The sequence below is a fragment of the Colwellia sp. MB02u-9 genome (assembly GCF_014077085.1).
Taxonomy (GTDB): Bacteria; Pseudomonadota; Gammaproteobacteria; order Enterobacterales; family Alteromonadaceae; genus Cognaticolwellia.
In genome coordinates, this window is sequence record NZ_JACGVF010000098.1 from 105,440 (window position 1) to 127,135 (window position 21,696).

At 39.7% G+C, this 21,696-nt stretch carries 14 protein-coding genes and 1 pseudogene; 4 read left to right on the top strand and 11 right to left on the bottom strand.

The features are described 5' to 3' along the window. Positions 1 to 177 precede the first annotated feature (177 nt). Both H4J65_RS14565 and H4J65_RS14570 read right to left on the bottom strand, forming a co-directional pair. Positions 178 to 1,230 carry a 3-deoxy-7-phosphoheptulonate synthase gene (locus H4J65_RS14565; protein WP_182198653.1) on the bottom strand — a complete coding sequence of 351 codons (1,053 nt, stop codon included), beginning with the start codon at positions 1,228 to 1,230 and terminating at the stop codon, positions 178 to 180. A gap of 128 nt (positions 1,231 to 1,358) precedes the next feature. Continuing rightward, the gene (locus H4J65_RS14570) at positions 1,359 to 2,168 is read right to left on the bottom strand and encodes a pyruvate, water dikinase regulatory protein (RefSeq protein WP_182136805.1); all 810 of its coding nucleotides are present in this window, start codon (positions 2,166 to 2,168) and stop codon (positions 1,359 to 1,361) included. A 250-nt stretch (positions 2,169 to 2,418) separates the two neighbouring features. Here H4J65_RS14570 and ppsA point away from each other — a divergent pair, with 250 nt between their 5' ends. Beyond that, complete coding sequence (gene ppsA, locus H4J65_RS14575) at positions 2,419 to 4,800, top strand: phosphoenolpyruvate synthase (protein ID WP_182198654.1); 2,382 nt, start codon at positions 2,419 to 2,421, stop codon at positions 4,798 to 4,800. A gap of 204 nt (positions 4,801 to 5,004) precedes the next feature. Beyond that, positions 5,005 to 8,079, top strand: coding sequence for an FAD-binding and (Fe-S)-binding domain-containing protein (locus H4J65_RS14580; protein WP_182198695.1), 3,075 nt, complete (start codon positions 5,005 to 5,007; stop codon positions 8,077 to 8,079). Between the two features lie 200 nt (positions 8,080 to 8,279). Here H4J65_RS14580 and H4J65_RS14585 read toward each other — a convergent pair whose 3' ends face one another. After that, positions 8,280 to 9,323, bottom strand: a complete 1,044-nt coding sequence (locus H4J65_RS14585) for an amino acid dehydrogenase (protein ID WP_182198655.1) — start codon at positions 9,321 to 9,323, stop codon at positions 8,280 to 8,282. A 202-nt stretch (positions 9,324 to 9,525) separates the two neighbouring features. On the opposite strand from H4J65_RS14585, the gene H4J65_RS14590 reads away from it, so the two are divergent. After that, positions 9,526 to 9,933 (top strand): DUF4826 family protein, encoded by a 408-nt coding sequence (locus H4J65_RS14590; protein ID WP_220465164.1) that lies wholly within the window; start codon positions 9,526 to 9,528, stop codon positions 9,931 to 9,933. A 146-nt stretch (positions 9,934 to 10,079) separates the two neighbouring features. Here H4J65_RS14590 and H4J65_RS14595 read toward each other — a convergent pair. The 8 genes and pseudogenes from H4J65_RS14595 to H4J65_RS14630 form a co-directional block, all read right to left on the bottom strand. Next, a pseudogene (locus tag H4J65_RS14595) lies at positions 10,080 to 12,996 on the bottom strand (TonB-dependent receptor plug domain-containing protein). A gap of 176 nt (positions 12,997 to 13,172) precedes the next feature. Next, entirely contained in the window at positions 13,173 to 13,367 is a 195-nt protein-coding gene (locus H4J65_RS14600) for a hypothetical protein (protein WP_182136800.1), read from the bottom strand. 59 nt (positions 13,368 to 13,426) lie between these two features. Further along, a complete protein-coding gene (locus H4J65_RS14605; protein WP_182136799.1) occupies positions 13,427 to 14,581 on the bottom strand; it encodes a cupin domain-containing protein in 1,155 nt (384 codons plus the stop codon). Between the two features lie 113 nt (positions 14,582 to 14,694). After that, positions 14,695 to 16,065, bottom strand: coding sequence for an adenylosuccinate lyase (purB, locus tag H4J65_RS14610; RefSeq protein WP_182198656.1), 1,371 nt, complete (start codon positions 16,063 to 16,065; stop codon positions 14,695 to 14,697). Between the two features lie 21 nt (positions 16,066 to 16,086). Then, positions 16,087 to 16,710 carry a high frequency lysogenization protein HflD gene (gene hflD / locus H4J65_RS14615; RefSeq protein ID WP_182136797.1) on the bottom strand — a complete coding sequence of 208 codons (624 nt, stop codon included), beginning with the start codon at positions 16,708 to 16,710 and terminating at the stop codon, positions 16,087 to 16,089. A 12-nt stretch (positions 16,711 to 16,722) separates the two neighbouring features. Beyond that, complete coding sequence (gene mnmA / locus H4J65_RS14620) at positions 16,723 to 17,868, bottom strand: tRNA 2-thiouridine(34) synthase MnmA (protein WP_182198657.1); 1,146 nt, start codon at positions 17,866 to 17,868, stop codon at positions 16,723 to 16,725. Between the two features lie 64 nt (positions 17,869 to 17,932). Beyond that, the gene (locus tag H4J65_RS14625) at positions 17,933 to 18,427 is read right to left on the bottom strand and encodes an NUDIX hydrolase (protein WP_182198658.1); all 495 of its coding nucleotides are present in this window, start codon (positions 18,425 to 18,427) and stop codon (positions 17,933 to 17,935) included. After that, the gene (locus H4J65_RS14630; protein WP_182136894.1) at positions 18,420 to 19,010 is read right to left on the bottom strand and encodes a pseudouridine synthase; all 591 of its coding nucleotides are present in this window, start codon (positions 19,008 to 19,010) and stop codon (positions 18,420 to 18,422) included. The genes H4J65_RS14625 and H4J65_RS14630 overlap by 8 nt, the downstream gene beginning before the upstream one ends. 201 nt (positions 19,011 to 19,211) lie before the next feature. Here H4J65_RS14630 and H4J65_RS14635 point away from each other — a divergent pair, with 201 nt between their 5' ends. Next, positions 19,212 to 21,443 (top strand): NADP-dependent isocitrate dehydrogenase, encoded by a 2,232-nt coding sequence (locus H4J65_RS14635; RefSeq protein ID WP_182198659.1) that lies wholly within the window; start codon positions 19,212 to 19,214, stop codon positions 21,441 to 21,443. Positions 21,444 to 21,696 lie beyond the last annotated feature (253 nt).

Genomic DNA, 21,696 nt, shown 5'->3' on the forward strand with positions numbered 1-21,696 from the left:
TATTTACTTAAATATAAGGCTTGAATCACTTAGAAAGAACTCTGTAAAAAAATCTGCGTAACTGCCTATCATTAATACCCAACTAAGGTTTAGGATAGGCAAACTATGAATAAGCAAGCAGCCAAAGGCTAAGTCAGAGACTTAACTGACCCTGTAACAGATTTTGTGAAATACTCACTATAACATTCTTGCTTTAATCGCATTTGCTAAAACACTGAGAATTTCTTCACTGGTATCTAGGTTAATACACTTATCGGTAATACTTTGTCCATAAACAAGCGGTTGCTCGGCAACAACTTTTTGATTACCTTCAACTAAAAAGCTTTCAATCATCACGCCAAATATTGACTGATTGCCAGCTTGTATTTGCTCAGCCAGTGACTGTGCTACATCCATTTGTTTATTATGATCTTTATAGCTATTGCCATGACTACAATCGATCATCACTTTTTCTGCTAATGCTGATTTAGTCAATGTTTCGCATGTGGCCTTGATATACTCTTCTTGATAGTTAGGTGTTTTACCGCCGCGTAAAATAACGTGGGCAAAAGGGTTGCCATGGGTTTGATAAATACACATTTGACCACTTTTATTCGGTGAATAAAGTACATGTGGAACACTGGCCGCTTTAATGGCGTCAACCGCAATTTGAATATTACCATCGGTACCGTTTTTAAAGCCAACGGGGCAAGAAAGCGCAGAGGCTAATTCTCTGTGTACTTGGCTTTCTGTGGTACGTGCGCCAATAGCGCCCCAGCTGATCAAATCGGAAATATATTGGCCAGTAACCATATCTAAAAATTCAGTGCCGGCCGCTAAGCCTAATTTATTAATTTGCAGTAGCAAATTACGTGCTAGGTTGAGGCCTTTGGCGACCTGGAACGATTTATCTAAATCAGGATCGCTGATTAAACCTTTCCAACCTACCGTTGTGCGTGGTTTTTCAAAATATACCCGCATAACAATCAATAAGTCATCAGCATATTTTTCTTGCAAGACTTTTAATTTTTTAGCGTAGTCTATTGCCGCATCAGTATCATGAATAGAACAAGGGCCAATAATGACCAGTAAACGTTTATCATCACCCTTAATAATGGCTTCAATATCTTTGCGGCTATTGATAATAAAATTCGCGGTTTCATCGTCAAGTGGGATCTGTTGAGCAAGTTCAGCAGGAGAAACTAAATTGTCAATTAATGTGGTTCTAAATTCATCAGTTTTTATGGTCATGGGCTATCAAATACTTGTTAGCCTGCATATAGCTATGCAGCGCAATAATAATATCGCGCTAACATAACGAAAATAGTTGGTTAAGTGAACCGCTTTCTAAGATTATTATATAACTAAATGCTCTTAAGCTAATATTTATAGCGCTGAAGACCTGTTTCTGACAATATTTTTGCGGTTATTTCTTCAATAGAAAGCTTAGTGGTATTTAGGAACGGAATTTTCTCTTGTTTATATAGTTTTTCAACTTCTCTTACTTCCATGCGACATTGGCGAGCTGAAGAGTATTTAGTATTGGCCATTCTACCATCGCGAATATCGACTAAACGTTCTGCATCTATGGTTAAACCAAAGAGTTTCTTTTTATGCATTTTTAAAAAAGCGGGTATTTTAAGTTCGTCCATATCATCGTCAGTAAAGGGATAGTTTGCTGCTTTGATACCGTATTGCAGAGCTAAGTAAAGCGCTGTTGGTGTTTTACCTGAGCGGGAAACACCCACCAGTATTACGTCAGCATGCTCATAGTTAGTGACATTTGAACCGTCATCATTTGCCATAGAATAGTTAACCGCCTCGATGCGATAGTCATAACTATTTTCATGAATACTATGTGTTCTGTGGGCTTTGGGTTTAGCCTTGAGACCAAGCTGTTGTTCAAGTGGCGCAATAAAGTGTTCGAGAAAATTATAAATAATGCCGTCGCAGCCGTCGATAATCTCTCTTATATCTGGATTAACGAAGGTATGAAAAACCAATGGCGGTATGCCAGTTCGCTTTGCCGCTTTATTTATCCGCTTGCAAGCCTCAAGTGCTTTTTCTTTAGTTTCTACAAAAGGAATGGTGTCGTGTTCAAATTCCATTGGAAAAAGTGACAATAATGCATGACCAAAAACTTCAGATGTGATCGCTGTACCGTCAGAAATATAAAAAGCTGCTCGCATAGTTAATCCTATATATTATGCTGTGATGAATAGGGGATAATGCCATCGTCCCGAGTGAAAACTTGCAAATAGTGCTTTAGTTTCAAGGTTAGCAGTGTAAAATGTCTGCAGCGTGAAATAAACCATTTAATGAAACATACTTTGATAAAAGCGTTAAGAAAGCTATTTTTAGGCTATTTTCTGTCTACGGGTTACTAGATTATTTTAAAATTGCTTTCTTAAATTTTATTAATTTGTTGGAGATGTTGTCGTGCAAGAATATGTGCTTTGGTATGAAGATTTAGGCATGAATGATGTAGATCGCGTAGGCGGTAAAAATGCATCATTGGGTGAAATGATTTCTAATCTTTCAAATGTTGGTGTGCAAGTGCCGGGTGGTTTTGCAACGACCTCATTTGCTTTTAATGAATTTCTAGAACAAAGCGGTCTGAACGACAAAATTTATCAGCTGTTAGATGATTTAGATGTTGGTGATATTAATGCCTTAGCTGAGTGTGGTGGTAAAATTCGTCAATGGGTTATTGAGACGCCATTTTTACCTGATATGCAGCAAGACATTGAAAAAGCTTATGCAAAACTTGCCGGTGGCTTTGCCGATGACGCTTCATTTGCTGTACGTTCATCAGCAACCGCTGAAGATATGCCCGACGCTTCTTTTGCCGGCCAACAAGAAACTTTCCTCAATGTTCGCGGTTTAGACGCGGTAATGATCGCGATTAAACACGTATTTGCTTCTCTCTTTAATGACCGTGCTATTTCTTACCGCGTACACCAAGGTTATGACCATCGTGGTGTTGCGCTTTCTGCCGGCATTCAACGTATGGTGCGCAGTGATATTTCTTCTAGTGGTGTCATGTTCTCTATTGATACTGAATCAGGCTTTGAAGATGTAGTCTTCATTACGTCAAGCTACGGTTTAGGCGAAATGGTGGTGCAGGGCGCGGTTAACCCTGATGAATTTTATGTTCATAAACCAACATTAGCCAAAGGTAAGCCTGCGGTTGTACGCCGCAATATTGGTAGTAAAGCCATTAAAATGATTTACGCGGATAATCCAGAACACGGTAAACAAGTTGAAATTGTTGATATTGATCAAGCGCAATCAGATACTTTCTCTCTTACAGACCAAGAAGTTGAAGAATTAGCGAAGCAAGCGGTAGTGATTGAAAAACATTATGGCCGTGCTATGGATATTGAATGGGCTAAAGACGGTTTAGACGGTAAGTTGTACATTGTACAAGCGCGACCAGAGACAGTTAAAAGCCGTGAAAATGCTAATGTGATGGAGCAATTTCAATTACAATCTAGCGCCAACATTATTTGTGAAGGTCGCTCAATTGGTCATAAAATAGGCAGTGGTAAAGCTAAAGTTTTATCTTCACTGGCTGAAATGGATAAAATTTTACCGGGTGATGTGTTAGTTACCGATATGACGGATCCAGATTGGGAGCCTATTATGAAACGTGCTTCCGCTATTGTGACTAACCGTGGCGGGAGAACTTGTCATGCCGCAATTATTGCCCGTGAAATGGGTATTCCAGCGGTGGTTGGTTGCGGTGATGCGACCCGTAAAATATCTACAGGTGACGAAGTAACCGTTTCTTGTGCTGAAGGTGATACAGGCTTTATTTATCAAGGTCAATTGGACTTTACCGTTACCACTTCAGAAGTGGACTCAATGCCAGAGTTACCATTGAAAATAATGATGAATGTGGGTAACCCGGATCGTGCTTTTGCCTTTGCTCGTTTGCCACATGCCGGTATTGGTTTGGCGCGTTTAGAATTTATCATTAACAAAATGATTGGTGTTCATCCCAAAGCACTCTTGAACTTTGACGAACAATCAGCAGAACTTCAAGAAGAAATTCGCGAGATTATTGCCGGTTATGACAACCCCGTTGAATTTTACATTGCTAAGCTAACTGAAGGTATTTCTACTTTAGCTGCAGCCTATGCGCCTGAAAAAGTTATTGTGCGTATGTCTGATTTTAAATCAAACGAATATGCAAACTTAGTCGGTGGCGAAGGTTTTGAGCCAGAAGAAGAAAATCCTATGATAGGTTACCGTGGTGCTTCACGCTATATATCGAAAGATTTTAGAGATTGTTTTGCGCTTGAATGTGAGGCGATTAAACGCGTACGTAACGACATGGACATGACCCATGTTGAGATTATGATCCCATTTATTCGCACCCTGGGCGAAGCCGCTGCAGTTATTGATATTCTAGCAGAGCATGGTTTAAAACGTGGTGAAAATGGACTGCGTATTATTATGATGTGTGAATTACCATCGAATGCTTTATTAGCCGATCAATTTTTAGACTACTTTGATGGTTTCTCTATTGGCTCTAATGATTTAACGCAATTAACTTTAGGTTTAGACCGTGACTCTGGTTTAGTGGCTCACCTGTTTGATGAACGAGATCCTGCGATTAAAATTTTGTTAGAAATGGCGATTAACGCCTGTAAGGCACGTGGGAAATATGTCGGTATTTGTGGTCAAGGTCCGTCAGATCACCCTGACTTTGCTGCTTGGTTAGTTGAAAAGGGCATTGAAAGTTTATCACTGAACCCTGACACTGTTTTACCCACCTGGTTATATTTAGCAGAACAGCATAATAAAAATAAATAGCCTTTTATACGGGTACAAACCTGCTACTTGAGGTTGACTTCAAGTAGCGCGGGTTTACATTAATTTTACATTGAATCAAGCCTAGGTGCTTTTTATCATGACGATGATAAAAAAGTTCTTAGGCTTTTTTTGTTAACTGATCAAATTGACAATATGGCGTGATATAATATTAGCCACATAATATTGTTAATAGACTTTTCACCTATGTTACCTCGCTTAAGTCCTCAAGAGTTAGTTTCTCCTTTATATCAAGAGTTTGCCAAAATCTTGGCGACTAAACATTTTACCGGTGATATAAACTTTCAATATAGCGCACGTTTAGCGCACGCCACCGACAATAGTATTTATCAACAACTGCCACAATTAGTGCTGCATCCACGCTGTAAGCAAGACATTCAAGTGGTGACGCTACTGGGCAGCGAAGCGCAATTTGACGCGATAAAGTTTAGTGCTCGCGGCGGCGGTACGGGTACTAATGGCCAAAGTTTAACGCCGGGTATCGTGCTTGATTTATCAAAATATATGAATAGTATTTTAGAGATAAATGTCGAAGAGAATTGGGTTCGAGTCGAAGCTGGGGTGATTAAAGACCAATTAAATGATTATCTTAAGCCTTATGGTTTTTTCTTTTCTCCTGATTTATCTACTAGCAGTCGAGCCACTATTGGTGGCATGATTAACACAGATGCGTCAGGTCAAGGCTCGTTAGTTTATGGTAAAACCTCTAACCACGTTTTAGCACTTGAAAGCGTATTAGTGAATGGCGAATTTTTAAATACAAAACCCCAAACCATTGCTCAAGCACAGGCATTAGCTCAGCAAGACAGTACTGAAGCAAAACTGATGCAACAAGTACTGAAGTCTTGTGGGGATAATCGCGCCTTAATTTTAGAAAAATTTCCCCGCTTGAACCGATTCCTTACCGGCTATGATCTAGAACATGTTTTTAATGATGACTTATCGATAGTAGATTTAAGCCGTATTATTACTGGCTCTGAAGGCTCGTTAGCCTTTGTTTGTGAAGCCAAACTAAATCTAACGCCGATAGCTAAAGCTAAAACGCTGATTAACATTAAATATGACAGTTTTGACTCGGCGTTACGTCATTCACCGAGACTAGTGCAAGCTAAAGCGACGTCAGTTGAAACTATTGACAGTAAAGTATTGAACTTAGCTAAACAAGATATTGTTTGGCAACTGGTTAGCGATATGTTGCAAGATGTTGATGGCGCCGTAATGGACGGCATCAATATGGTGGAATACAACGGCGAGAGTGTTGAAGGTCTGGCCGAGCAAGTTAGCGCCTTATGCGTAGAGCTTGATAAAGATATAGCTAACAAAACCGGTGTTATTGGTTATCAAGTTACCTCAGATCTAGCCAGTATTGGCAAGTTATATGGCATGCGTAAGAAAGCGGTTGGTTTATTAGGTAATACCAAAGGGAGTCAAAAGCCGTTAGCGTTTGCTGAAGACACCGCCGTACCGCCAGAACATTTAGCTGACTATATTGTTGAGTTTAGACAGTTACTCGATAGCCATGGTTTACATTATGGTATGTTTGGTCATGTGGATGCCGGTGTTTTACATGTTCGACCTGCATTGGATATGTGTGATCCAGAGCAAGAGCTTTTACTGAGAGAAATTTCAGATCAGGTGGTGGCATTAACCGCTAAATATGGTGGTTTAATGTGGGGCGAGCATGGTAAAGGTTATCGCAGTGAATATGGCCCTGAATTTTTTGGTGAGACTTTATTTACCGAATTAAGAAAGATCAAAGCCGCTTTTGATCCCTTAAATAAAATGAACCCAGGTAAAATTTGTACACCTTATCATTCCACTGACAAGCTAGTTTCTGTTGATGATAAAAAGCGTGGTTTTTATGACCGACAAATACCTGTGACGGTAAAAGACTCCTTCAGCTCTGCGCTTGACTGTAATGGTAATGGCTTGTGCTTTAACTATGATGTAGACAGCCCTATGTGTCCTTCAAGCAAGGTTACACGAGATCGCAGGCATTCGCCCAAAGGCAGAGCTGGCTTAATGCGTGAGTGGTTGCGCTTAGTCGAATCTAAGGGTGTTGATGTGCTAGCCTTGGAGCAAAACATACAAAGTTGGTCGGTAAAAAGATTATTAGACAAGGTGAGAAATCGTTTCAATAGCCAGTTTAAAACTGTTGAAAACGATGATTTTTCCCATGAAGTGATGGAAGCCATGCAAGGGTGTTTAGCATGTAAAGCTTGCGCGAGTCAGTGTCCTATTAAAGTGGATGTACCTGACTTTAGGGCTAGATTTATTAACCTTTATCACTCGCGATATTTTAGGCCGTTAAAAGATCACTTAGTGGCGAATGTAGAATTAATGACGCCAGTCATGGCTAAAGCACCCAAAATAGTCAATAGTGTTTTGGCGTCTAATATTTACGATAAATTCTCGCAAGTTACTATTGGCTATGTTGACACGCCTTTATTGTCGACGCCGACATTAGCGCAAAGGGTTACTAAGCATAAATTTACCGCCTTTGATTTATCAGCACTTAAAAGCTTGTCTGCTGATAAACGTGCGAAGTCATTGTTAATTGTTCAAGACCCATTTACCTCGTTTTATGATGCAAAAGTGGTTGAAGACTTTATGTTGTTGGTGAAAAAGCTTGGTTTTGAACCTATATTATTACCCTTTAAGCCCAATGGTAAGCCACAACACGTAAAAGGTTTTTTAGCTAAGTTTGCCAAAACGGCTAAATCAACGGCAGAATTTTTAAATCAAATTCATCAACTCGACATACCTATGGTGGGTTTAGACGCCTCACTAGCCTTATGTTTCAGGGACGAATATAACCAGGTATTAGGTAATAATCGTGGCGATTTTGAGGTCAAATTAGCACATGAATGGCTAATAGCGATTATTGCATCACAAAGTAGCATGGTGATTGAACAAGCGTTTAAGAGCGAAAATTCTGTAGACTATAAGCTCTTTGCTCATTGCACGGAAAAAACCGCATTAGCGGGTAGTGAAGGGCAGTGGCAGCATATATTCCAACACTTTGGTTTGTCGTTATCCAGTGTGTCAGTGGGCTGTTGTGGTATGGCTGGGACCTATGGCCATGAAAAAGTTAATTTAGATAACTCGAAAGCACTGTATCAAATGAGTTGGCATAATAAAGTAGCAGATTTGGCGACTGAGCAAATCTTGGTTACTGGCTATTCATGTCGTAGTCAAATAAAGCGCTTAGATAACAAGGTAACCTTGCATCCAGTGCAGGCTTTATTAAACGTTTTATAGCCTATTGTTCGCATCAACACTTAACCAGATTTGCTAAGTGTTGATAAAATCAACTGAAATATCGCCATGCTTTCTATTCATGTGATCATGGCATAACTTACTGTCTATAAAATAAAAGCACCTCTCGGTGCTTTTATTTTATAGACTAATGGTATGCTGATAGCTCAATACTGAAAGCGAATAGCTTATTGGTGTTAAAGCTAGTTCGTCCCGTTAGCTATAATATTACGTGCCATTTCATCAGCAATTAAACCCGTTGGCATCTTATTAGCCTCCGCAGTTTCAAAAACAGTCATCAAGGTGTTGTAAATATTTTCCACTAACTTTGTTGCACTGTCAGCACAATAGGGTTCTGGATAAATTTCTAAAGCAACATTAATAATACCACCGGCATTGATAACATAATCAGGGGCATACAAAATCCCTTTTTCTGTCAGCATTTGATCATGGCGAGACTCGGCTAATTGATTATTAGCACAACCGGCAACTATTGTGGCTTTTAATTGCGCTATACTATCATCGTTAATTGAGGCACCTAATGCACATGGCGAGTATACATCAACATCTTGGCTATAAATCTCGTCTAAACCAACAACAGTAGCATCTAGCTCTGCAACGGCTTTATCGAGCGCAAGCTGATTAATATCAGTAACAATTAACTCAGCGCCAGCGGCATGCAATTTCTCACAAAGTGAATAACCTACACTTCCTAAGCCTTGCACGGCAACTTTAATACCGGTTAAATCATCTTTACCTAACTTGAATTTAACCGCTGCTTTAATACCTAAAAATGTACCTAATGCGGTAAATGGCGCGGGATTACCACTTTTACCTTCAAGACCAGAAACAAATTCGGTACTTTGGTTAACAATCGCCATGTCGGCGGTAGTGATATTAATGTCTTCAGCGGTATAGTAACGACCATTTAAATTATTAACCGCTTGGCCATAGGCTTTAAACAAGGCGGTTGATTTCAGTGTTTTGGCGTCACCAATGATAACGCCTTTGCCACCGCCTAGTTTTAAACCGGCCATGGCATTTTTATAAGTCATGCCTTTAGATAAACGTAATACATCTTTAAGTGCGGCTTCATCACTGGCATAATCCCAAAAACGACAACCACCTGCTGCTGGCCCCAAGGCTGTGCTATGAACGGCTATAATGGCTTTTAGCCCTGATGCTTCGTCACTACAATAAACAACTTGTTCATGGTTATCAAAATCTACTAAATCAAAAACGGCCACTATCGAAATCTCCATTGATCTTAAAAATAGTTCAAGTATTAATTTTACTTCAACTAGGGTTGTAATAATTCGCTGCGCACAATATCATTTAGATAAATGCTTCGCTAGTGAAGCTATAAATAAATTTGAACTTTGCTGTGAATTAATCCATACAAACTTCCCGTTATTAACATATTAACTTATTAATAAAAAGACCCTAAACATGACAGACAAATTAGCCATGACTCAAGAACAACAACAAGCTTGGATTCGAGAGCAGTATTTAAAAGCAACTAAATATCTTGCAGAGAAAGGCTTAGTAACCGAGAGTGTTGCCGACACTGAAAGTCGTTATTTGATCCCTTTAATGGCGGTATGGAAAATTAACTTGTTAGATAAAACCAAGGTGTGGGTGATCAGTGGCGATTTACCGACTGACCATTTAGTGTTGGAACAAAACGAGCCGGCTCGTGACGTATTACGCCACTTTACTTTTAAATGGCAAATACAGGCTGATAGTCTTTTAAAAAGTGACGTTGAGGAACAAGTCGAGTATGCCAAGCTGCTAATCAATAAAGCGGAAGGTCTGTATCAGCTTCATGCTAAAGACGAGTTATGGGTTGAGCAATAGACTGACATTGCAACGGTTTGCTACTTTAAGCGCCAACGATGAAGATGGCTTGATTTTCAAAGACTGCAATAAAAAAACTGAAATAAAAAGCGCAGATTATTCTGCGCTTGGCGTTATCTTCTAAGCTTAGCTTCTAGTCGATAAGCTTAAAATTTAAATTCAGCGCCTGCATAATAAAATGCGCCATTAAATCCAAAAGGTGCTGAGCGACGTGAATAAGTAAATACACCTGGGCTACTGACCACAATATTGCCACTTGCATCTTCTATTGTGCCTGAGCGTGAGTTACCTATGGTATTTTTATCTGGGTAAACATCAAACAAATTATTACTGCCAATATTAAATGACAAGTCATCAGTGACCTGATAGTTGATGCGTAAATCAGTTAATACTTCAGCGCCATAGGTTTGACTACCGCCATCGGTCACTGTGTATTCACCATAACGGTTAAAGGACAAATTGATACTGACATTATCGATAGTATATAAACTACTTAAGCTAATACGATCTTGTGGTTGCCACTCTTCAATAATAGAAATAGCTTGTTCTGAAAAAACATCACTTGGGTTTACCCCTCCTAGCGCACTGTTTTGTGGCGTATAGATACTGACTACATCAGTCTCAGTAAAGTTAGCGGCTGCGGTTAAGTTAAAGTCACCACCTAAGAGCTCAGTATTCCAAGTAGCAATGATATCAATACCTTTGGTTTCAGTGTCAGCACCATTAAGGAAAAACTGTCCAGCACCCGCGCCAGAGGCAATTAATGCCGCATCTAGAGCCGGAGATAAACCTTGACCTAATGAATTACTCAGCACAATTCGATCATCAATATTAATTGAATACCAATCTAGGGTTAGGTTAATTTCATCACTAAGATTAATCACAGTACCTAAACTAAAATTGGTTGCTTCTTCTTCTTTTAACTCAGGAATACCGATCGCTTTGGCGAGGTTTGAGTCATTACGAAAAGTACCCACCTGTACGGCAATTTGATCGCCGCCGGGGTTGTTCGGATCGTTTTGAAATTGGGTACTAATATTATCGGTATAAAGTTGCTGCATTGACGGAGCTCGGAAACCCGTACTCATCGCACCACGAATGGCGATAGTCTCAGTTATTGACCAATTTGCGGCTAATTTAAAATTAGTACTGTCACCAAAACCTTGGTAATCATCATAACGGGCTGCAGCACTGACAATTAAGTCTTCTGTTACTTCAGTTTCAACATCGACATAAAAAGAAATGACATCACGCGTTTCATCTACCGCTTGCATCGGTGCTGTGCCACCAAAGCCTTGCGTACCCGCAGAACGGTCATCTGCGTATAAGCTGTTGCCTTTATCATCAGTATCATAATCACGATAGGAATATTCATCCCCCGCCGTGACTATAAATTGATCTGTTCTAATTTCTGCCCCCATGGCTAATGAAAAAAACTCATAGTCTTGGGTATAGTCAAGGTTTAAGGTTTGCAGCGATAACTCTAACCCGTATGCTGAAGCTTCGCGCGGAATAGAAGATCGAATTTCATCCGCCGTTAAACTTGAGCTATAGCGTAATGAATTAGCATAAGAAGAGTTAATGGTATCACTGGTGACATAATCAATATTGTTCTGGCCATAGGTATAAGAAAAATCTAAAGATGAGCCATCAGAAAACCCTGTTTGGTAACCCATATTATAAGAGAAATCTTTTATTTCCGTATTGATTTTAGGTAAAAAGCCGCTAGGAATGGTCGCATCGCCATCTTGCAGTAAGGCATTACCGCCGGTATTGTTGTTGTGGCGAAAAAATGCGGCGGATTCATTATCGCGATTTGAGTAAGTAATGAAGCCGTATAATTCACCATTACCTAATTCATAACCGGTATTAATGGTTAAACCAAACTGGCTAGAGTCTGCATCACCAATTCTAAAAGTGGACCTGCTAGCTGTCGCTTCTCTTGGGTCACCTAATAATAAATGACCATTAGGTAAGTCGGTGCATCCGGAGAATTGACATGAACCATGTAAACCTGCGCGGTTAGTAAGACCACGATCTCTAAAGTTTAGGGTAGTATTTAAGTAACCATTGTCTCCTAAGTTAAACCCCTTAGTAAGGTCTACATTGGTTGTTTCACCATCACCTTCTGAGTATTCACCATAAGATACTGCAACTTTACCGCCTTCACTAGCATCGTTAAGGACAATATTAATAACGCCCGCGATAGCGTCAGAGCCATATTGAGCGGCTGCACCATCTCGCAATACTTCAATGCGCTTAATAGATGCCGCAGGGATAGCATTCATATCTGTTCCTGCTGTGCCGCGACCAACAGAGGTATTGATATGAATCAAACTGGCTTGGTGACGACGACGACCATTAATCAATACTAAGGTTTGATCTGGTCCTAGGCCTCTTAGTGTTGCTGGACGTAATGCATCGCTACCATCACTGATGGAAGAGCTAGAAAAGTTAAATGATGGTGCAATAGCTTGAAGCATACGACCCACTTCTGTTTGGCCAGTATTGGCTAATGCTTCTGCAGATAAAATATCGACCGGTACCGGTAATTCTTCGGCAGAGCGGCCAGCGACTCGGCTACCAATAATCGCTATTTTCTCTATTTCACTTTCTTGGACTTGAGTAGTTTCTTGTGCAAGCGCTGTTTGACTTGCTGCCCCGAGTAAAAGGGGAATTAGCGCGGCGTGCATGTTTTTATTTTTCATTGTTATCTCTCTTTTTATGTGAATCAACTTGAATGCTCAGATGACCAGAGTTATTAACAACAGCAGTTAAACCTGAGCCACTTAGTGATTTTTTAGGCCAAAGTTAATCCGATAATAACCTTTTAATGCATTTGCTTGATGTTGCTTGGTCAAATGTAATTAGGGCTTTGTCAGCGCGTTTTTTATTAATATAAAAACGAATAAAATCCTCAACATTAGTGTAGTTTGTTGTTAATAACATCGCTAGGATGATATTTGTTAACAAGGGATAACTAACCCAGGTTATATTCAGACGCAATTGCTTTCGCCCAGTGTGCAATATGAATAAACAGCTAGGCAGGGGAAGTCCTCTAATTTATTTGTAATGTTTATTAAGTGCATTGAAATATTTTTCGCCCACTGTCTCGGTGAAAGGACGAACTTTATCTTTAGCCACATCAAACCCAGCTTCGCCTCGAACTAGGGTAAGTCAACGCTATTTTGGGTTATATTCAATTGCTTAATAAGGCTGTTGGTATTTAATTGTATTTTTTAGCCGTCTTGTGAGGTAAAACTTGTTTGCTCACCTACTTGATTTCTTAAGGTATGAGTTTTTAAGGTATGAGTTTGCGTTAACGCTTGTGCGTTAAGTGAGGGTAGGTAAGGGGAAAAAGATCCGTTGACTAGTATAGTGGCGCCAATGAGAGAGATAATATCAGTACTTACAGCAATTGTAATAGCTGACATTTTAAGTTCAGTAACCGTTTGCGGTTACTGAACTCTACTTTCCGTTGATAACTTGGGCTTTATTCTATATACCAATAACCTTTATTTAAAACATCGAGTAACAGCTGAGTGTTTTTCAAACAAGTGTTGAGCGTTTTCATTTTACTTGTGCTTAAAGGCTTTTGTTGTGCTAACTGCTGCGCTAGTGCCAGGGTTTGTTTTTCTAATGGAAAACTTTCTCCGTTGAGAAAAAGTGTTGGCTGCACATCATTTATTATTGCGGCCTTTAATCCTGATACTGGCATAAATGAAATATCTGGCTCTGATAGTATATCGAGCAGTTTATCTTTATCTATGTCATTGACAGGCACTAAAATTTCTAGGGCATGATGACCCTGTGTTAGGTATTGGCCAATAAATTGTTCATAAAATTCTTCTTGCTCAAGCTGTTGTAGCATAAAGGCTTTTAATTGCTTTTTGTCATCGGGTGTAATAGTAAAGTTCGATTGGCATAAGGCTCTTGCAGGATCACTAAACCTTTGTTCACCAAGATTGTTATCAATGAGTTTATCAGCAAAGCTTGACCATAATTCTTGGCTTGATGGTGCTTGAAAACCAATAGAAAAATTAACTGAATTCTCTATTGATAGACCTTTGTGTGGGTGGTTTGGTGGAATATAAAGCAAGTCGCCGGCTTCTGTTATTTCATCAATAATCGCTTCAAAGCTTGAAACTTGTTTAAGATCAGCATGAGGTAGTAAGCTTTCTAAGCTACTATCGGGTGCACCGACTTGCCAGCGCCTTTTGCCACTGCCTTGAATAATAAAAACGTCATATTGATCTAAATGCGCACCAACACCGCCATTAGGGGTTGAAAAACTGACCATAACGTCATCTATACGCCAGCTTGGAATAAAAGCAAAGGGCGCAAGTAGATTATGTGTCGGCCGCGACCAGTTGTTTACTGCTTGTACTAATAGTGTCCAATTAGACTCACCATATTGAGAAAAATCTTCAAAAGGGCCATGGTCAACTTGCCAGTCGTCTTTACTGTTAGTGCTGACGATACGCGATTGTATTTCAGCTTCCATGGCCAATCCCGCCAGTTCGTCTGCACTTATTGGGTCTTTAAAATTAGCAAAAGCTTGTTTGATCAATAATGGTTTTTTCTGCCAATATTGTGCAAGAAATATTTCTGGAGTTAAATCACCCCAATTTAACGAGTCTACATTCATAGTGAAACCTTATTTGCATTGCTATTAATGGCTGATTTTTAAAAACTGAATAACAAAAAGGGAGCCTATTGGATCCCTTTTTTTATATCAGCAAAACTAAGTGCTAGGTGTAACTAGTTTAGTTCGTCAACAAATGTTACTGCGCGGCCAATGTAAGAAGCAGGTGTCATTTCACACAGTTGTGCTTTTGCCGCTTCTGGTAGTTCTAACGTCATGATGAACGCACGCATAGAATCACCGTCAACACGTTTGCCACGGGTTAACTCTTTTAGTTTTTCGTAAGGCTTTTCGATGCCGTAACGACGCATAACGGTTTGAATTGGCTCGGCAAGCACTTCCCAATTTGAGTTGAGTTCAGCTAATAAGTTCGCTTCATTCACTTGTAGTTTGCTGATACCTTTACGTGTTGCTTGATAAGCAATTAAGGTATGGGCAAAACCAACACCTAAGTTACGTAAAACGGTAGAGTCGGTAAGGTCACGTTGCCAGCGAGATATTGGTAACTTCTGGGCTAAATGGGTAAATAAAGCGTTGGCAATACCTAAGTTACCTTCTGAATTTTCAAAATCAATCGGGTTAACTTTATGTGGCATGGTTGAAGAGCCAATTTCACCGGCAATAGTTTTTTGTTTAAAGTGACCAATGGCAATATAGCCCCAAACATCGCGGTCAAAATCAATTAAAATGGTGTTAAAACGGGCAATCGCATCAAATAACTCTGCTATATAATCATGCGGTTCAATTTGCGTGGTGTATGCATTAAAGCTTAAACCTAATGAGTTAACAAATTCATTAGCAAACTTGTGCCAGTCAACTTCAGGGTAAGCCGATAAATGGGCATTATAGTTACCGACAGCACCGTTAATCTTCCCTAGCATTTCAACTTGTGCAATCTGCTCACGTTGACGTTTTAAACGCATGTAAACATTGGCCATTTCTTTACCTAGTGTACTAGGAGATGCGGGTTGACCGTGGGTACGACACATCATGGGAATATTTTTATATTCAACCGCCAAGGCTTTTATATCACCAAGAATATCGTCAATCATCGGCATTAATACTTGTTCGCGACAATCTGTTAACATTAAGCCATGTGAAAGGTTGTTAATGTCTTCTGAAGTACAAGCAAAATGGATAAACTCTGTTATTGCATGTAATTCAGCATTACCACTAATTTTTTCCTTAAGGAAATACTCAACCGCTTTTACATCATGGTTTGTAGTGGCTTCAATGTCTTTAATACTTTGGGCATCGGCTTCAGAAAACTCAGTAATAATGGCATCTAATAGCGTATTAGCTTGAGCAGAAAAAGGCGCAACTTCAATAATTTCAGCGGTCGCTGCTAACTTTTGTAACCAACGTACTTCGACCGTAACACGGTATTTAATTAAGCCAAATTCGCTGAAAATAGGGCGCAATGATTTAACTTTACTGCCATAACGCCCGTCAACCGGTGATATTGCACTTAATGCTGAAAGTTCCATAGTAATTTCCTGAAGTTAATTTTAAAGTTCTTTAAGTAATTGTTGTGCACACGCCACCAGTTTTGTGCGCCCAAATAATATATTTCTACGCTTGCCGCCCACTTGACGCCATAACACGCTTGAGCGAACACCCGCGAGAAGTAAAGCGCGGATCTTATGCTGATTACTTTGTTGCTTGAGCAAACTTGGTTCACCCGCCACTTGAATAGGCGTGCCTATTGGGCTGAGTAAGTCGCTATAAATACTGGCTAAACTAGCAATGAGGGTGTCACTGGTAATCTCGTAATGTGCGAGCTGACGTTGGCTTTGTTCAATACGTTCACCCAGTAGCGATAATTGATTTTTTTTATTGGCTAAACGTCGCTCTAAACCTAATAAGCTGACCACATAGCGGGTTAGCTCTGGATCTTTTTTGCTGGTTTGATTACCTAACTGCTCAATTAAGGCTTTTAATCCCGATGTTAAATGGGCAACATCGTTACTATAAACCTCCAAAATGCTTTCGGGTGAAGTCACCATAATACTGTTGAGCATGATAGCGAGTTCAGCTTCTTCTACTGTGCCAGTACGCGCTATTTTCTGCACTAAAACTGAGGCTTGGCAGACTGCTGCCATGGTAATAGTTTGTTTTTCTAAATTATTCATGTATGCCTTATATTAACGAATAAGGGAGTTGATAATAGCGCCACCTAGGCAAATATCATCTTGATAAAACACCACAGATTGACCGGGTGTTACTGAACTTTGCGGCTCAGTAAACATCACTAAATATTCACCATTGGCCATAGGTGAAAGATTACAAGCGACGTCTTCTTGTCGGTAACGGGTTTTTACCGTACAACTTATCGGCGTAGTTAATTCAACTCGCTCAACTAAATGTAATTGATTTGCTACTAAGCCTTTAGAAAATAGGCGAGGGTGATCATGTCCTTGGCCAACAACCAATACATTACGATTAAGATCTTTGTCAACAACATACCATGGCGCGTCACCCGCATTGGCTAGACCGCCAATACGTAAGCCCTTGCGTTGACCTAGGGTGTGATACATTAAACCATCATGCTCACCAATAGCTTCTCCTTCTGGTGTTTCTATTACACCGGGTTGCGCCGGTAAATATTTGCCCAGAAAGTCTTTAAATTTTCGTTCACCAATAAAACAAATGCCGGTACTGTCTTTTTTGTTATGGGTGATTAAGTCTGCTTGTTCAGCGATAGCTCTTACTTGTGGTTTTTCAATATGACCAACCGGAAAAAGTGTTCTACCTACTTGCTGATGACTCAAGGTGTAGAGAAAATAACTTTGATCTTTATTACTGTCTAAACCACGGTGCATCTGCCATTTACCGTGGTTAAATTTACGTTGTACATAATGACCGGTAGCGATGTAATCAGCGCCTAGGTCTTCACAAGCAAATTCAAGAAAAGCTTTAAATTTAATTTCTTTATTACACATAATATCAGGGTTGGGTGTTCTACCCGCTTTATATTCAGCTAAAAAATACTCGAAAACATTGTCCCAGTATTCAGTCGCAAAATTGATAGTATGAAGCTTAATACCTAGTTTCTGACAAACACTTTGTGCATCCGCTAAATCTTCTGCCGCGGCGCAATACTCATCGTCGTCATCTTCTTCCCAATTTTTCATGAACAAGCCTTCGACTTGATAGCCCTGTTCTTTTAATAAATAAGCAGAAACCGATGAATCAACACCACCCGACATACCCACTATTACTTTAGTATCTTGCGGTAATTTTTCGTTTGGCGTTATTGAGTTTACATTTACATGTTCGTTTGAGGTCATGACAACTAGATTTCAATAGAAAATGGCGCGGAATTATAGCATGGTCATTTAGCGTGATGAAAGATTAAAGATTAGATTTTAAGTGACTTAAGGGGATTTTTTTACCGCTAAGGTAATCTTCAATACATTCTAGGACTAAAGGGCTGCGTAATTGCGCTGATTTTGCTTTAATTTCTGCTAACGTAAACCAATGGCAGGCTATAATTTCTTCATCTTGTGGTTGGCATGATACTAGCGATTCAAGCTTAATAACAAAACAAAAGCGTAAATAATACAGGTTTAACGATTGCCGATAATAATAGTAAATACCGCAAAGGTGATCAGGCGAATGGCTTAATCCTGTTTCCTCTTGTAACTCTCTCATGGCGGCAGTGATTAAGCTTTCATCGGCTTCTAAATGCCCAGCAGGTTGATTATAAACTGTTTTACCCTGCTCTATTTCTTCAACCAATAGAAATTTATCTTGGCAGGCAACTACCACGGCAACCGTGGTGTTAGGTTTGAATTGTTCGCTGCCGTGCGGGTTTGCTAAGGGTGTGTTTGATACTAGACTATCCATGATTGACTCTTTTATATTGACCATTATTAATGCCATCTAAGGTCCATTCACCGATACGATAGCGAATTAACCTCAGGGTTGGAAAACCGATGTGAGCCGTCATTCTTCTTACTTGACGGTTTTTTCCTTCTTGTATGGTTATCTCTAACCAGGTCGTTGGGATCGCTGCGCGTTCTCTAATGGCCGGAACACGCGGCCAAATGTTAGGCTGGGCTATTATCTCGATTATAGCGGGCTTTGTTAGGCCATCTTTTAATTCAACGCCTTGGCGAAGTGCCAAAATATCGGTTTCTGTTGGTACACCTTCAACTTGCGCCCAATAGGTTTTATCTGTTTTTTGGCTTGGATTAGCGAGTTTATGCTGAAGCTTTCCATCATTGGTTAATAAAAGTAGTCCTTCACTGTCTCGATCGAGACGACCGGCCGCGTAAACATCTTTAACGTCAATGAAGTCTTTGAGTGTTTTTCGATTTTGATCATCCGTAAATTGGCACAATACATCAAAAGGTTTATTAAAAAGCACGATTTCTGACTTAAAGTCAACTGGTCGTACCTTTGTGGTTTTTCGCTTGTGTTTTCTCATAACTGTTTGATTTTGTTTTATTGTCACTAATTTTCACCTTGTGAAATATAGACTAGTAATAATTCATCTATTTTAATGCGCTCTGAATTCCGATACTATTCGCGCGAAAAATATATCTTTTATCGATAAAATGAAGAGCCATTCAATTTCAAATGACCATTCATTTTATCGATAAATGGCAAATCATCAAAGGATTTTTAAATGACCACAGATACATCAAAAATTATTTATACTATTACCGATGAAGCACCAGCTTTAGCTACGCATTCTTTTTTACCTATCGTGAAAGCATTTGCTGCGTCTTCTGCTATCGATGTTGAAACTCGTGATATTTCATTTGCCGGTCGTATTATAGCTAACTTTCCTAAATACTTAACTGCTGAGCAGCGTATGGACGATGCCTTAGCTGAGTTAGGCGAATTAGCCAAAACACCAGAAGCTAATATTATTAAGTTACCGAACATTTCTGCGTCTATCCCTCAATTGCAAGCAGCGATTAAAGAATTGCAAGCCAAAGGTTATAATTTACCTAATTACCCTGAAGAGCCGCAAAATGAAGCTGAAGAGTCGATTAAATTCACTTACGCTAAAGTGCTAGGTTCAGCGGTAAACCCTGTATTACGAGAAGGTAACTCAGACCGTCGTGCCCCTAGCTCAGTGAAGCAATATGCGCGTACTAATCCGCACTCAATGGGCGCTTGGTCACCAAAGACTAAATCACACGTAGCACATATGCAATCAGGCGATTTTTACGGTAGTGAGAAATCAGTAACCATTGATGGCGCAACCAATGTTAAAATTGAATTTGTCAGTGCTAATGGTGACGTAACCTTATTAAAGGAGCATTTAGCGTTATTAGATAAAGAAGTCATTGATGCCTCACTGATGAGCAAAAAGGCACTGGTTGACTTTTTTGCTACTGAAACTGACAAAGCAAAGTCTGAAGGTGTTTTACTTTCTCTACATTTGAAAGCCACTATGATGAAAGTGTCTGACCCGATTATGTTTGGTCATGCCGTTAAAGTGTTTTACAAAGATGTTTTTGCCAAGCACGGTGCTACTTTTAATCAATTAGGTGTTGATGCCAATAATGGTATTGGCGATGTGTATGCGAAAATTGGCCGTTTATCAGCAGAAAAGAAAGCTGAAATTGAAGCGGATATTGCTGCTGTATATGCCACTCGTCCTGAATTAGCTATGGTTGATTCAGACAAAGGTACTACCAATTTACACGTACCAAGCGATGTTATTATTGATGCCTCTATGCCGGCAGCACTGCGTTCATCAGGTATGATGTGGGCGCCAGATGGTACGTTAAAAGAAACCAAATTTATGATCCCAGATCGTAACTACGCTGGTGTATTTTCTTCTGTTGTAGATTTTTGTCGTGAAAATGGCGCCTTCAACCCAACAACCATGGGTTCAGTACCTAATGTTGGCTTAATGGCGCAGAAAGCGGAAGAATATGGCTCACACGACAAAACATTTACCATGTCCGGTGAAGGTAGTATGCGTGTTGTTGACGATAACGGCACAACGCTACTAGAACATGCAGTGAGCGAAGGCGATATCTGGAGAATGTGTCAAGCTAAAGACGCGCCGATTCAAGATTGGGTAAAATTAGCAGTAACTCGTGCCAGAGCAACAAATGTTCCAGCTATATTCTGGTTAGATGAAAACCGTGGTCATGATGCACAAATGATCAAAAAAGTTAACACCTACCTTGCCGATCATGACACTACTGGTTTAGACATTCAGATTATGGAACCGGTTAAAGCCTGTGACTACACTTTAGCGCGCGTCGCTAAAGGTGAAGACACTATCTCAGTTACCGGTAACGTATTACGTGATTATTTAACGGATTTATTTCCGATTTTAGAGCTTGGCACGAGTGCAAAAATGCTTTCTATTGTGCCATTAATGAATGGTGGTGGTTTATTCGAAACAGGCGCCGGCGGTTCAGCCCCTAAGCACGTGCAACAGTTTGAAAAAGAAAATCACTTACGTTGGGACTCATTAGGTGAGTTTTTAGCGTTAGCGGCTTCTTTAGAGCACTTAAGCATCAAAACGGGCAATACTAAAGCAAAAGTGTTAGCGGATACTTTAGATATAGCAACGGCTAAATTTTTGCAAGAAAACAAATCACCATCACGTCGTGTTAAAGAATTGGATAACCGTGGTTCTCATTTCTACTTAGCGATGTATTGGGCACAAGCACTAGCAGAACAAACAAGCGATGAAAGCTTGAAATCAAGTTTTGTTGCTGTTGCTCAAGCACTGACTAAACAAGAAGCAAAAATTGTTGCAGAGCTTAATGCTGCTCAAGGACCTAGTATGAATATTAATGGTTATTACTTTGCTGACAGAGAATTAGCCGAAAAAGCCATGCGTCCAAGTGCGACATTGAATACAATTTTATCGAATTTACTCTAAGCGTAATTTATCAATAAATTTTGAAAACTAGGCGCTTGCCTAGTTTTTTTTTGCCAAAATTTTAACCCGTACAGTGAAAGTTTTATTGCAAGTGATGGCTTTATTTGTGATAAAAGTTTGCATTTTATTTATACAAGCGTTTTAATTATTCATCTTGATGATTTTCATTATCACGATTTCAGTATTAGTGTCATTGCTCTTTTTCTATTATTTTAAGATTAAGAAATTAGCAAACGGCTATTTTATCAGTAAA